The following is a 13,045-nucleotide window of genomic DNA, read 5'->3' as shown; positions in this document are numbered from 1 at the left end:
CACGGAACAGGAAATGGTTGGGGTTAACGGTAAGGTTTCAGGAGCCGGTCGGCCACCCCCTGGGCTTCCTTGAGGGCGGCTTCCGGTGCCTTGGCGCCGGTCAATGCCGCCTGGATGGCATCATCCAGAGTTTTTCTGATCCGGCCGGTCTGATAGGTGGACAGTTCAGCCGTGGCATAATCCAGCTGGTCCCTGGCCACGGCGGCATAGGGGAATTCTGAGACATAGTCTTTGAGTGCCTCAGTATTGTAAGCTGCCGGACTGACCCCCATATAGCCGGTTTTCATGGACCATCGGGCGGAATTTTCCGGGCCGGTCATGAATTTGATCAGCTGCATGGCGGCCCTGCGTTCATCCGGTGCGGTCTGCTTGAAGATATAGAAGTTGCCGCCGCCCGTGGGCGTGCCCCGCCGTTTGCTGGCCGGCAGCATGGCCACACCGAAGTCAAAATCTGCATTGTCTTTGACTGCAGTCAGGTTGCCGGTGGAGTGCCACATCATGGCGGTTTTCCCCTCCAGAAAGTTCTGGCGCAGGGTGCCCCATTCGATGGTGCCGGCGGGCATCACCCCGTGTTTGCCCCCCAGATCCTTCCAGAACTGCAGGGCTTCGATGACGGCCGGGTGGTCAAAATAGGTCGCATTGCCGTCTCCGTTCATGAGCACCTGTCCGTTCTGCATGGCCAAAGCCCCGAACATCCAGTAGGGGTAGCCCGTGGACGGGATCATGATTCCCCACCGGTCAGACGCGGTGAGTTGTTTGCCCATGGACACCATCTCGTCCCAGGTGGCCGGGGGCTGTTCCGGATCCAGACCGGCCTGCTTGAACAGGTCCTTGTTGTAGTACATTACAATGGTGGACCGCTGGAACGGGATTCCCCAGGTCTTTCCCCCGGTTTTTCCGTTTTCCATGAGGGTGGGATGAAACGAATCCAGCCACGCTTTTTCCTCGGCCGTCTGGACCACATCATCAAAGGCCACAATGGCATCCTGTTCGATCAGTTCATAGATATCAATGGAAAACAGCACGGACAGCTGGGCCGGTCGGCCGCTTTTCAGGGCTGCCAAAGCCTTGATGCGGGCATCATTGTAGTTACCGGCATAAATGGCGTTGACCTTGATACCGGGATTTTCGGCCATGAATTCATCCACCATGCCGTCGATCACCTGGGTCAGGGGCCCGCCCACCGCCACAGGATAATACATGGTCAGTTCCGTTTGTTTGGCCGCTGCCGTGCCTGCCATAAGGCAGACAGTCAGCAGGAGCCCCATCACCGTCAAATGCATTTTTTGACGCATTTTTTTTTCTCCTTTACAACTTTACAAAGTGGGTTGGTTTCATTTTTTACTGACGGCCGTGCCCTGAAGGCACGGCATCCTGCACAAAATTCAAAAGGTTATAAAACATTTTCCGGTAACCGCCTGCCGGTTTTGTCAAACAGACAGACCGCTTCCCTGGGCCAGCTGATATAAATCTGTGCCTCAGGACCCGGGGGGATCCTTTTGCCGGTTCTGGCAAACAGGACCTGGTCATCCAGCCGGATGCGGACAATGGTTTCCGATCCCAGGTAATCCGCGGCGACAATCCGGGCTGGCAGTCCGGTGTCACCGATAAAAACATGTTCCGGCCGTACCCCTAGCATCCCCTGATGGCGGTGAAATGGTTCCTTCTTCCGGTCAGAAGGAAGGTCTGCCAGGGCAGCGGCCGCCTGTTCACCGTTCAGCGTCAGCAGGTTCATGGGCGGCGATCCCATGAAACGGGCCGCAAACGTGGTTTCCGGGCGGTCATACAAGACATATGGCGGGCCGGCCTGCTCCACCCGGCCGGAGTTGAGCAGGATCACCTGGTCCGCCATGGTCATGGCCTCTACCTGGTCATGGGTGACATATATCATGGTCAGCCCGATCTCCTTCTGGAGCCGGTGGATCTCCCCCCGCATTTCGGCCCGGAGTTTGGCATCCAGGTTGGACAGGGGTTCGTCCATCAGGCACACCCGGCGGCGGGACACGATGGCCCTTGCCAGGGCGACCCGCTGGCGCTGCCCCCCGGACAGCTGGGACGGCCGCCGGTCCAGCAGGTCCTGGAGCCCCACCATGCGGGCGGCATCTGCCAGCCTTGCCTGCTGTTTGGCTTTGGGCACCCGCCTCACCTTCAGCCCGAACAGGATGTTTTCCCGGACGCTGAGGTGGGGAAACAGGGCATAGGATTGAAACACCATGGACACCCCCCGGCGAGCAGGGTCCTCGTGAGTGATCTCTTTGTCCCCGATGCAGATGGTTCCGGAAGATACGGTTTCCAGACCGGCAATCAGGCGCAGCACCGTTGACTTACCGCAGCCCGAAGGCCCCAGCAGCACGGTCAGGCTTTTTTCGGGAATCGCAAACGACACCTGATCCACCCCTTTGACAGGGCCCCATGATTTTGTCAGGTTGCGGATTTCGATGCGGCTCACGGGGTTTCTCCATGGCAGACGGTCAATTGGGTGCCGGATTTATAAATCATTTGCGCCTTTGCAGTTCACCGCCTTTATAAAATGAAGATGTTCAGCTTTTATTAAACACCCATTAACATTCAATAAGCGTTCAGACAGATGATTCTCCAAACTTGGCGGAACTGATATCAGGGACTATAAACGGTTATCTTGTATATATAGTTGAACAGTGGATCTTTGGTATTGACTGTCTGTTCTGGATGCATGTCCATTCTCCCATAATGCCGGTATTTTAATACAACCCTAGCCGGTTCAATATATTTTATAAATATTATCCGTCTATGGTGGTGCCGGTGTACAAGGGCAACTATACCGAAACCATGACCGCTGCCATTGCCGCCTTCCGGGCCGGGCAGCAGCCCCATATCGTCCAGGTGTTCGAGGTGGGAACCGCCACCATGATGGCGGCAGAAGGTGCGGTGTATCCCATCGAGGATGTGATGAACGACCATGGGTTCACCCTGGATAAAAATGCGTTTCTGCCGCCGGGGGGATAGCCTGCCCCTGTTCATCAATGAGAAATGCGCCATGTGGCTGAACTCATCCGCTTATTACGGGGGTATGAAAAAACAGGCAAAATTTGCATTCGGCCAGGCCATGCTGCCCTATGATCCGGAACTGATCGATTCTCCCCAGAACTCCATCATCGGCGGTGCCACCCTGTGGACCCTCAAAGGTCGGGAGGCAAAAGACTACAAAGGCGTGGCCATGTTCATGAACTACCAGGCCTCACCCGAAGTCCAGGCCTGGTGGCACCAGGAAACAGGCTATGTGCCCATCACCAAAGCCGCCTGGGAATTGTCAAAGAAACAGGGATTTTACAAGGATAATCCCGGCACGGACACCGCCATCCGGCAGTTGAACCTCAACACCCGCACCCCCAATTCCAGGGGGGTGCGGTTCGAAAATTTTGTCCAGGTCCGTGACATCATCAATGATGAGCTGGAAGCCGTCTGGAACGGCATCAAAACCGCTGCCGATGCCATGGATGATGCCGTGGAAAAAGGCAACAGCCTGCTGGAAAAATTTGAGAAAGCCAACAAATAAACGGTTTTAAACTATTTCCGGTTCAGGAAACAGCTGTTTCCTGAACCGGAGACAACAGGTTTTCATGATCAAGCGGGTCCATTTTTCTTCTTCTTTTCTTCCGTATCTGCTGGTGCTGCCCCAGGTGCTCATCACCCTGGTGTTTTTTATCTGGCCCGCATCCCAGGCCACCCAGATTCTGGTGTACAAGATTTACAATGATGGATTCATCGGCCTGGACCTGGGGGGATCGGCTGGTCAGTCTGTGATTCTCATGGCCATTGTCATCGGGTTTCCGTTGTGGATCACTTTTGTGGCGGCCAGCCACGACATGGTCCGCATGGCCCAGGCCCTGTTCCAGGGCGTAGGAAATGCCCGGGAACAGCCGGTATGGATCATGCTGTTCAACAGCCTGATCATGGCCTTGTCCATTGCATTCGGAAAAATTGTCATCTCCATTTTATCCGCATTTGCCATTGTGTATTTTGATTTCAGGTTCCGGATGTTTTTTTTCTGGATGATCTTTATCACCCTGATGCTGCCGGTGGAGGTTCGCATCATACCCACTTTTGCGGTGGTGGCCGACCTGGGAATGCTCAACACCCTGCTGGCCCAGCTGCCGCCCGTACTGGTGGTGGTGGGCCCGTCCGGGTGCGGCAAATCCACCCTGCTGCGGATGATCGCGGGCCTTGAGCAGGTATCCGGCGGAAAAATCCGCATCAACGGTCATACGGTCAACACCATCGAACCCAAAGACCGGGATATTGCCATGGTGTTCCAGAACTATGCATTGTATCCCCACATGAGTGTGTTCAACAACATGGCCTACTGCCTGAAATTGAGGAAAGTGTCAAAGGTGCAGATCCGGGATCGGGTGAATCGCGCTGCCTGGCTGCTGCAGCTGGAGGATTTGCTGGACCGCAAACCCAGGGAACTGTCCGGGGGGCAGCGCCAGCGGGTGGCCATGGGCCGGGCCATCGTGCGCAAGCCATCCGTGTTTCTGTTTGACGAACCCTTGTCCAACCTGGATGCCAAGCTCCGGGCATCCAGGCGGGTGGAGTTGAAAAAACTGCATGCGACCCTGAAAACCACCATGATCTATGTGACCCATGATCAGGTGGAAGCCATGACCCTGACGGATCGGATACTGGTCATGAATCAGGGCCGGATCGAACAGCTCGGCACCCCGGACCAGGTGTTTTTTCAGCCTGAGACCCTGTTTACGGCAAAATTTATCGGGTCCCCTGAAATCAACCTCCTGGCCGGGGATCTCACCGGACCCCACCTGCGGCTTAATGATCTGTCGAAGCCGCACCTGGACCGGGGAACGGATCTGAAGGGACGGATCCAGGAGAAAGGTTCGGCTCTGCCGCTGTCCTTTGAACCGGCTGTAACCGGCCCCTGTGTGTGCGGAATCCGGCCGGAGCACCTGTTTGTGGTGGACGGGTCTGTCACTCCGGATATCCGGTTTTCCGGGTAGATCGAACTGAAAGAAAGCCTGGGGTCGGACAGTCTGTACCATATCCAGTGCGGCTCCGGCAAACAGCCGCTGATCATCCGGAGCAAAGAATACAGCCGCCTGTCTCCGGGAGATACTGTGGACCTGGGATTTTTATGGAAACACTGCCATTTTTTTGATCCGGACACGGGGTTGCGCATCGTGCTTTCTCTTAAACAGTGAAAGCTTCCCGGTTGATTTTTGATTTCAGCCAGGCGGGCCGGTTGGTTGTAATTCCGGTTACCGCATCAAAATCCGGCATCAGCCTTGATGCAACCAAGTCCACTGCCTCCTTGTAGAGCGATTTGCATCCAACCGCATCAATAAGGTTTTTACGCAGATAGATGCTCAATACACTCATGAATTCATACCGCCATAAAAACGGTGAACTCCACCGGCTGTCCTTTTGATAAAGCGCTTCAGCAAGGGGGTTGTATAAATCATTGGGAATGAGAAGATAGCTGATGATATTGGTGTCCACAACTATCACGGCCTGCCCTCCTCAACCATTTCTTTCAATTGTTCCTGTGTGGGGTGGAAATCTTTAACGTTTATGGCCTGCCGCAATTTTCGTACCTCCGCCAGTCTCTGTTCTGTGGATTTTTCATTTTTCACATATTGAGAAAGGTTGTATATGATCTGGCTGTTGATGGACCTTCGTTCCTCCTCCGCCATTTTTTTAATATCCTGGTATAAAACATCAGGAATTTCCCGGATGGTTATATTTGGCATGTCGCTTCCTTTTCGAAAGTTTTATTGTGCAACTATTGGTTGCAATATCACATGAGCCAGTGGCAGTCAATTTTGAACATCCAAAAAAAGAAACAACGATACATAACCATTCAGGGAAAATGCCAGTATTGGCAAATTCCCTGAATGCCGATTTATCCCGGGACTTCACCTCAAAAATTCAGCCGGGCTCATGACCCCGCCGGGACCCCGCTTCAATATATGGGTGTAGATCATGGTCGTATTCAGATCTTTGTGGCCCAGAAGATTCTGGACGGTGCGGATATCATATCCGGACTGAAGCAGGCGCGTGGCAAACGAGTGGCGAAGAGTGTGAACGCTCGCCGCCTTGGCGATGTCCGTCTTTTTCAGAGCGGCTTTCATGGCCCGCTGCAATACCTGCTGGCCGACATGATGACGACGGACGATGCCGCTTCCCGGGTCGACCGAAAGTTTACCGGCAGGGAATACATACTGCCATGCCCATTTTCTGCCGGCATTGGGATATTTTCGTTCCAGGGCTTCCGGCAGATAAACAGCACCATGCCCATTGGCAAGGTCCCGGTCATGTATCGCTTTCACCTCTTTCAAGTGGGCTTCAAGGGGGGATGAAGAAATTCCGGAAAAAGGGTGGTTCTGTCTTTGTCGCCTTTCCCTGATCGAATGATCAGGGCCTGATTGTCAAAATCAAGATCCTTGACCCGTAATCGGACACATTCCGTCAGGCGGATGCCGCCGGCGTAGATCAGTTTCAGCATCAGCAGGTGTATGCCGGAAAGATGACGGAACAGTATTTTTATTTCCTCCTTGGAAAGCACCACAGGTATATGTTTGCTTTGTTTTGCCCGGATCGTGTTTCTGAAATCGCCAAATTCTATTCCCAATACCTCACGATACAAGAAAAGCAATGCGTTGAGCGCCTGATTCTGGGTAGACGAAGACACTTTTCTTTCCACAGCCAGATAGGTGAGAAATCGTTTTACATGCCCGGGCGTTGCCGTGCGAGGAGATTCTACGCGGGTATACAGCAGGAATCGTCTGATCCATTCCCGATAGGTTTTTTCGGTATTATAGGCATAGTGGCGCAGCCTCATGCGGTTTATGAAAATCTCTTTGGCTTCCGTCCATGTCTGGATATGTCCCGAATCGGAACGCTCTTTGTCCGGTTCTGAAAACAGTATCTTTTTTTTCAGAAATTTTTCAATATACAGGAATACCGCTTCCCGGGCCTGCATGATCTGCCATTCTGCCATTCCTTTCTGAAACAGAAAATTATTGAAAGCGATTACATCTCCATTCGAAACCTCATCTATGCTGCCGTTGTAAAATTGGAAAAATTGATCCAGCCATCCAATGTAATAGGTTGTTTTCTGCGGACTGATTCCCTGGGTATTAAAAAAATCTTTCAGGTCGGCTCTTTCGTGCGTCACTGTCGTAATATTCCAAACATTAATAATTATATGTCGAAGCGTATAATCAATATATATAATTTATGTTGACAGTTCAACAAGAAAAATATAAGGGGTTGGAACCAGAGGTTGAATTGGATTTTTACGTCATGATACTATTAATCGTTAGCCGTAAGGAAAATCATGAAAAATCCAGACAGAGATACAATTTCACGACTTGAAGACCTTCCAAATGTTGGAAGGGCAATTGCGGATAAGCTCCGATTGATCATCCGAAAAAGTTGATTGGAAAGCAACCCTTTGGGCTATACGATCAACTTTGCACAGTATCAGAGGAAAGGCATGATCCCTGTGTCATTGACACGTTTATATCTATTGTTCATTTCATGGAAAGCGGTGAACCACTACCATGGTGGGCATTCACAGATGAGAGAAAGAAAACTTTAAAAATGGAAGAAACAAAATGAAATATGGTTATACAATTGTATACGTGTCCTCAGTCGTGGAAACGCTGGAGTTCTATCATAGGGCTTTTGGTTTTGACGTTAAATTTGTTCACGAATCTAAAGCCTATGGGGAGTTGGATACAGGCGAAACAATATTAGCTTTTGCTTCCCACGAAATGGGTGATATGAACTTGGGCGGCAAATATACAAAATCAAATATCAATGACACACCCTTAGGAATTGAGCTGGCTTTTGTAACCGAAGATGTTTCAGCAGCATATGAAAAAGCCGTTTCAGCCGGTGCATTACCGATAAAAGAGCCGGAAGAAAAACCTTGGGGGCAAGTTGTTGGGTATGTCAGATCCGCTGAGGGCTCAATAATTGAGCTGTGTACACCAATTGGCGGCTAACAAGGCAAATTAACTCGGACTGGGAAAAGCCGCGCCGCTTCGCTCTGCGCCTTTTCCCAGCCGGTTATTTGCAACGTTATGATGTAAAGTTACAATAAACTGAGGTGAAGGAGGCGGTAGTTTTGAAACCAAGTGATGCTATTACCAAAAAAGAAACAATTGATCTTTTAAATAAGTGTTGGATGACACATGACGGTATGTGGTTTTTTCATTGCCTGCAAGAATTTGGGATTGAGACAACAAATAAAATTAATAAATCCGCCATTAAATCAATGTCTTCAATTGAACTAAAAAGAATTAGGAGTGTTTTGGGATTTAAGAAAGACATTGAAAACTTTGAAGAATTTAAGGTGTTTTTTATTGAAGCTTCTAAATTGATAATACCTGATTTTATGAATGTTAGCTTTAATTTTTCTGAAGAGAACAAAATGACATGGGTATTTAATCAAGGAAAATGCTTTGCCTATGAAGGTGTAAAAAGATTAGGTGCCATAGGCAAGTATGAATGTGGTGTACTTTACAGAATCAAATGCTGGCTTGAAGAACTTGGAATAAAACATAAGTTTTCCCCAGAGATTAACCTATGTCACATGCATCATAATGGGGATTGTTCAGGGTATATACAATTTTTTTTCTAAAAACAGTAAAATAGGTATAACCATTCAAATTCACTCGGACAAAATAAAGCTTCATCGCTTCACTCTGCATCTTTATTTTGCCGATGATTTTCGGCGTTAGCAAAAAAAAATGAACGAAACTTTAAGAACATCAATAGCCGATAAATTCAGAAATACCCCTTTAGGATTTTCGAGAATAAGGAGAAATCTGGAAATCGTCCGCTTTTCAGATAGTGAAACAGAAATATTCTTGAAAAAAATTATTTTGTCGACTCTTCTTGAAAATATAGACACAAAGGGGAAAAATCATTATTTCAAATGTTTCGAATATAATGCTATTTTAACTGTAAATGCACACTCTTTCACTATTATTACCGCAAAGAAAATTGACAATAGGTGAACTATTTTTAGAAGAATCAAAAATAATTTCGCTAACAAGCCTGTACACTCAGACCGGAAGGGGCGGGCTACCTTGGCTTTGGCCAAGCCTGAAGCTTTTCAACCTTTTTGCCATTTGCATAATCTGCACTCCCCTTCCGGCAGGTGACAGACGGCGTTATGTGCGATATGTCATATGAATTCACGGTTTAAACAGCAGGGAATAAAATTGACGATTACACTCTCTTTGGCAAAAATTGAGGATGCAGAAATGCTGAAATCAATCAGTGTTGAGGCTTTTACTGGTGATTATGAGCAGTACGGCTCTTATCCTCCGGGAATTGAGTCGTTAGCTTGGCATCAATCAGAAATTGAAAAAGGCCATTATTATAAAATTCAATACAATGATGAGCTTGCTGGTGGCATTTGCATCATCCCATCATATAAAGAACTGATAGAAATAAAGTACTTTTTCATTTCTGAAAAATATCAAAACAAGCGAATTGGCTCCATGACAGTGGAGTTAATTGAAAAACAATATAGCAGCGCAAAAGCTTGGACACTTGCAACACCATATAAAGCCTATCGAAACCACCACTTTTATGAAAAGTTTGGTTATACAAAGATTGGTGAATTTCAGCCAGATCCAAATAATGCGTTCAAGTTGTTTGAGTACAAAAAAGAAATCGTGAAATAACCACCGGCTACACTCGGACCCCGCAAACAGCGCAGGTCCGGGTCCGGTGAGCCGGAACGTTCGGTTGGAGAAGCACATATATGAAATCAACGTATAATGATGAATTAGTTTGTATAACAAACGAGAATATCACCTTTTTTAACTATTACTTTCCGACGTGTAAAAAAAAGGTTGTTAAAATAGCAGATATTGAAAGTGTTGTTGTGCTTAAGCCCACACTCAAGAGTGGAAAGTGGCGAATTCATGGCACTGGTAGTTTTAAAGTGTGGTTTCCAAATGACAACGATCGTCCAAGCCGAGACAGGATTTTTAAGATGGTTTTGAAAAATCAATGGGTTGATATCGGATTCACAGTGAAAAATGGAGATTTGGTTGAAGAATTATTGACGTCAAGAGGTCTAATCAAACAGAATTGATCACCGAACCCATCACTGGACGGGACCGCGAGAAGCTCAGCCGCCTTTTTCAAGCACCTTGGCGCGGCCCGTCAGCTTAAACGCTTCAGACACAGGATTGCGCATCGCGGTTCCTGGTCCTCCATGAAAGCCCCGGGTGACGTTTGATTTCAGCCAAGCGGGTCTGTTGGTTGTAATGCCGGTTACCCCCAGATCAATCAATTGCCGGGCTTTTACCGGATCGTCGACTGTCCAGCACAGGATTTCCAGTCCGGATCGATGCGCCTGTTCAATCATTTCAGCGTCAATTATTTTATAGTACAGGTCAATGCCGTTGAGCCCGTTATCGGCACATGTCTTGATTTTATCTGTTAAACCTGTTTTTAGCGGCTAAAATGGTTTCCCATCCAAAACTGATAAAGATCAACCGGTCTTTTTTGGGGGTGTCTGCCGCAATCTGCTGGAGACCGGCAGGATTTCAGGCCCGCATTTGATTTCCACGATCAGTCCGCCCTGATCCGGAATGGTGGCGATGACCTCTTCCAGAAAGGGCATTTTTTCGTTCTGATATGCAGGGCTTTTCCATGATCCCACGTCCAGCCGTCTGATTCAGAAACGGTTTCGATCCAGTCCATCACTTCCTGTTCATGGGGATCATCAGCGATTGCTCTGGACTGACGGACGGCGGCATTCTTCGGCAAACCCTTTGATGATCAACCAGCTGACAGAGCAGCCATGGCCGGTGCCAGGCTGCGGGGGCTCGGTTTTCTGACCGGCGTGACCATCGAGGTGGAGGTCACGGACTCATTGAGCTCTGTATCGGCGCCGTAAATGTCTTTGACCACGGCCGGGGTCAGTTTTGCCGGCACATCGTCAAACACGATTTTACCCTGGAGCATGCCGATCACCCGGTCGCAGTATGTTCTGGCGGTGTCGAGGGTATGCAGGTTGCAGATGACGGTGAGTTGATCCCGGTCCCGGATCTCTCGCAGCGCGGTCATGACTTTTTCCGCGCTCAACGGGTCCAGGGAGGCGATGGGTTCGTCTGCCAGCACCATTTTGGGGGTCTGCATCAACGCCCTGGCAATGGCCACCCGCTGCTGCTGCCCCCCGGACAGGGTTTCGGCCCGCTGAAGGGCCTGGCCGGCAATCCCCAGGCGGTCCAGGGCAGTCAGTGCTTCATCCACCATTTCTTTGCCGAAAATACTGAACAGGCTTTTCACTGTGGAATATCCGTTGAGCCGGCCCAGCAGGACATTGGTCACCACATCCAGGCGGGGTACCAGGTTGAACTGCTGGAAGACCATGGCGCAGTCCCGCTGCCATTTTCGTTTTTCTTTTCCTTTCAGCGCAAGAATATCCCGGCCGTTCATCTCGATGCTGCCGCCGGAGGCATCGGTGAGCCGGTTGATCATGCGCAGCAGCGTGGATTTACCGGCCCCGGAAGGACCGATGATCCCGACCATCTGGGGGGTGTCAATAGCAAAGGATACTTTATTGACGGCTGTAACTGTGCCGAACTGTTTGGTCAAGTGGGTAATTTTCATGGTATCTCCTTATTGTTCCTGGATGTCATTGATTTATCGAGTTTTTTTGCGCCACCCCGTGAATGAGCCGTTTTCGCAGTTTTCCGGAAAGCGTGTCCATGATGATGACCAAGCCGACGGTCAGCAGGATCAGGTAGGCAGTGTTTTCCCAATCCCGCTGGGTGTTCATGGTTTCCACCAGCATCAGGCCGATGCCCCCGGCCCCGAGGGCCCCGATGATGGTGGCGGACCGGATGTTGGACTCCAGGTAATACAGGCCCTGGGAGACAAATACGGGAATGATCTGGGGAATGACTCCGAACCGGTAGAACTGCCACCGGTTGGCCCCGGTGGCGCTGACTCCTTCCATCTGCCGTTTGTTCACGTTTTCCAGGGCTTCTGAAAACAGTTTTCCCAGCGAACCGGTGTCGGTGAAGGCGATGGCCAGGGCCCCGGTGAGCGGCCCTAAACCGAAGGCCCGGATAAAGATCAATGACCAGATCAGCATGTCAATGCCTCTGAGAAAGTCAAAGACCCGGCGGACGGCAAACCGCAGCACCTGGGACGGAGTGAAGTTGGAGGCCGCCAGAATGGCCAGGGGCAGTCCTGCCAGAGCTGCGGTAAGGGTCCCCAGAACCGCCATGAGAAAAGTTTCCAGCAACGCGATAAACACATTGCCATGCTGCCAGTCCGGATTGTTCCAGAAGGTGTTGAATATCAGTTTCCAGTTGGGTGTCTCCGGCTGGCGCCGGTCACTGGAAAATGCCAGTCGGATGATCTCCGGGAAAGAAGATCCGGCCAGTTCCGACCGGAAGGGAAAGAAAAAATTTTCCCATCCTCCGAAATACCGGTGTACTTCCATGCGGGCCCGGGACACCTGAATCCGCTGACCTAAGGACGGCCGGGCATCAAACTTGGCGGAAGTGGCCCGGAGCCAGTCCGGGGGAGTTTTTCCTTCCGGCAGATCGGTTTCGATGCCTGATCCGGTCACTTCCACCCGGATGTGGCCATAGTCGGGGATCGTCAGGATCAAAACGGTTTCCTGCATCTCGACGGTCACCCCTTTGCCCAGATCCACCCGGACAAGGTCCCCGGATTGTTTCACCCAGGCGGGCGGGGTGTCATAGGTGGCAGTCCGTTCTCCTTCCACGGCTACCGTCAATGAACTTGTCCCCCGCAGGTTCCGGGTGACATGCACCTTGTGGGCCACGGCATCCGTGGCCAGCAGCAGTGCCCGGCCCGGCCGGGCTTTGCTGATCAGTCCGCCGACATCAAAGGAAAAGAAAATATAGCACAGATAGATCACCCCAGCGGTGACACCCGCCAGGGTAATAATACTGTTTCGACGGATGGCGGAGAAGACGGTCCGGCTGTTCGGTGTCAAAAACGCGGTGTGATTCAGGGCCATGGAAGTGATGCTCATAAG

The 13,045-nt window shown here is 50.4% G+C and carries 20 protein-coding genes; 10 read left to right on the top strand and 10 right to left on the bottom strand.

Annotated features, from left to right (window positions below; translation table 11 throughout):
- Positions 1-23: 23 nt before the first annotated feature.
- On the bottom strand, positions 24-1,295 hold the full coding sequence (locus K365_RS0123160) for an ABC transporter substrate-binding protein (RefSeq protein WP_029725734.1): 1,272 nt from the start codon (positions 1,293-1,295) through the stop codon (positions 24-26).
- Positions 1,296-1,393: 98 nt separating this feature from the next.
- Positions 1,394-2,449 carry an ABC transporter ATP-binding protein gene (locus K365_RS0123155; RefSeq protein ID WP_024336522.1) on the bottom strand — a complete coding sequence of 352 codons (1,056 nt, stop codon included), beginning with the start codon at positions 2,447-2,449 and terminating at the stop codon, positions 1,394-1,396.
- A gap of 320 nt (positions 2,450-2,769) precedes the next feature.
- Here K365_RS0123155 and K365_RS28570 point away from each other — a divergent pair, with 320 nt between their 5' ends.
- From K365_RS28570 to K365_RS29540, 4 genes are all read left to right on the top strand, one after another.
- Positions 2,770-2,985 (top strand): hypothetical protein, encoded by a 216-nt coding sequence (locus K365_RS28570; RefSeq protein ID WP_051147901.1) that lies wholly within the window; start codon positions 2,770-2,772, stop codon positions 2,983-2,985.
- A complete protein-coding gene (locus K365_RS26135; RefSeq protein ID WP_051147900.1) occupies positions 2,960-3,535 on the top strand; it encodes an extracellular solute-binding protein in 576 nt (191 codons plus the stop codon). The genes K365_RS28570 and K365_RS26135 overlap by 26 nt, the downstream gene beginning before the upstream one ends.
- A 64-nt stretch (positions 3,536-3,599) precedes the next feature.
- Positions 3,600-4,994 (top strand): ATP-binding cassette domain-containing protein, encoded by a 1,395-nt coding sequence (locus K365_RS29200; protein WP_051147899.1) that lies wholly within the window; start codon positions 3,600-3,602, stop codon positions 4,992-4,994.
- Positions 4,995-5,195, top strand: coding sequence for a TOBE domain-containing protein (locus K365_RS29540; RefSeq protein WP_211221165.1), 201 nt, complete (start codon positions 4,995-4,997; stop codon positions 5,193-5,195).
- Here the strand turns inward: K365_RS29540 and K365_RS0123140 are convergent.
- The 4 genes from K365_RS0123140 to K365_RS29190 form a co-directional block, all read right to left on the bottom strand.
- The gene (locus K365_RS0123140; protein ID WP_024336521.1) at positions 5,185-5,502 is read right to left on the bottom strand and encodes a PIN domain-containing protein; all 318 of its coding nucleotides are present in this window, start codon (positions 5,500-5,502) and stop codon (positions 5,185-5,187) included. The genes K365_RS29540 and K365_RS0123140 overlap by 11 nt on opposite strands.
- The gene (locus K365_RS0123135; protein WP_024336520.1) at positions 5,499-5,744 is read right to left on the bottom strand and encodes an Arc family DNA-binding protein; all 246 of its coding nucleotides are present in this window, start codon (positions 5,742-5,744) and stop codon (positions 5,499-5,501) included. The genes K365_RS0123140 and K365_RS0123135 overlap by 4 nt, the downstream gene beginning before the upstream one ends.
- Positions 5,745-5,909: 165 nt before the next feature.
- A complete protein-coding gene (locus K365_RS29195) occupies positions 5,910-6,323 on the bottom strand; it encodes a tyrosine-type recombinase/integrase (RefSeq protein ID WP_281167803.1) in 414 nt (137 codons plus the stop codon).
- Between the two features lie 5 nt (positions 6,324-6,328).
- Positions 6,329-7,171, bottom strand: coding sequence for a phage integrase N-terminal SAM-like domain-containing protein (locus K365_RS29190; RefSeq protein WP_156887778.1), 843 nt, complete (start codon positions 7,169-7,171; stop codon positions 6,329-6,331).
- 242 nt (positions 7,172-7,413) lie between these two features.
- On the opposite strand from K365_RS29190, the gene K365_RS29535 reads away from it, so the two are divergent.
- From K365_RS29535 to K365_RS0123110, 6 genes are all read left to right on the top strand, one after another.
- Positions 7,414-7,617, top strand: coding sequence for a helix-hairpin-helix domain-containing protein (locus K365_RS29535; RefSeq protein WP_353740186.1), 204 nt, complete (start codon positions 7,414-7,416; stop codon positions 7,615-7,617).
- Positions 7,614-8,006 carry a VOC family protein gene (locus tag K365_RS0123125; RefSeq protein WP_024336519.1) on the top strand — a complete coding sequence of 131 codons (393 nt, stop codon included), beginning with the start codon at positions 7,614-7,616 and terminating at the stop codon, positions 8,004-8,006. The genes K365_RS29535 and K365_RS0123125 overlap by 4 nt, the downstream gene beginning before the upstream one ends.
- A gap of 122 nt (positions 8,007-8,128) precedes the next feature.
- Positions 8,129-8,644 carry a DUF6125 family protein gene (locus K365_RS0123120; protein WP_024336518.1) on the top strand — a complete coding sequence of 172 codons (516 nt, stop codon included), beginning with the start codon at positions 8,129-8,131 and terminating at the stop codon, positions 8,642-8,644.
- A 109-nt stretch (positions 8,645-8,753) separates the two neighbouring features.
- On the top strand, positions 8,754-9,023 hold the full coding sequence (locus K365_RS27645; RefSeq protein WP_084489998.1) for a DUF3781 domain-containing protein: 270 nt from the start codon (positions 8,754-8,756) through the stop codon (positions 9,021-9,023).
- A gap of 207 nt (positions 9,024-9,230) precedes the next feature.
- Positions 9,231-9,698, top strand: coding sequence for a GNAT family N-acetyltransferase (locus K365_RS0123115; RefSeq protein WP_024336517.1), 468 nt, complete (start codon positions 9,231-9,233; stop codon positions 9,696-9,698).
- Between the two features lie 80 nt (positions 9,699-9,778).
- The gene (locus tag K365_RS0123110) at positions 9,779-10,114 is read left to right on the top strand and encodes a hypothetical protein (protein ID WP_024336516.1); all 336 of its coding nucleotides are present in this window, start codon (positions 9,779-9,781) and stop codon (positions 10,112-10,114) included.
- A gap of 36 nt (positions 10,115-10,150) precedes the next feature.
- Here K365_RS0123110 and K365_RS0123105 read toward each other — a convergent pair whose 3' ends face one another.
- The 4 genes from K365_RS0123105 to phnE all read right to left on the bottom strand — a co-directional run bounded on the left by K365_RS0123105 (position 10,151) and on the right by phnE (position 13,042).
- A complete protein-coding gene (locus K365_RS0123105; RefSeq protein ID WP_337833256.1) occupies positions 10,151-10,417 on the bottom strand; it encodes a glycerophosphodiester phosphodiesterase in 267 nt (88 codons plus the stop codon).
- 99 nt (positions 10,418-10,516) lie between these two features.
- Positions 10,517-10,687: a hypothetical protein gene (locus K365_RS28945; protein ID WP_245569251.1), complete on the bottom strand. Its 171-nt coding sequence runs from the start codon at positions 10,685-10,687 to the stop codon at positions 10,517-10,519.
- Between the two features lie 119 nt (positions 10,688-10,806).
- Positions 10,807-11,640: a phosphonate ABC transporter ATP-binding protein gene (phnC, locus tag K365_RS0123095; protein WP_024336514.1), complete on the bottom strand. Its 834-nt coding sequence runs from the start codon at positions 11,638-11,640 to the stop codon at positions 10,807-10,809.
- 25 nt (positions 11,641-11,665) lie between these two features.
- The gene (gene phnE / locus K365_RS0123090; RefSeq protein ID WP_024336513.1) at positions 11,666-13,042 is read right to left on the bottom strand and encodes a phosphonate ABC transporter, permease protein PhnE; all 1,377 of its coding nucleotides are present in this window, start codon (positions 13,040-13,042) and stop codon (positions 11,666-11,668) included.
- Positions 13,043-13,045: the final 3 nt, after the last annotated feature.

Source organism: Desulfotignum balticum DSM 7044 (assembly GCF_000421285.1).
In the GTDB taxonomy this organism is placed as follows: Bacteria; Desulfobacterota; Desulfobacteria; order Desulfobacterales; family Desulfobacteraceae; genus Desulfotignum; species Desulfotignum balticum.
The sequence above is the reverse complement of the archived record's forward strand: the minus strand, read 5'-3'. Positions and strand labels throughout refer to the sequence as shown.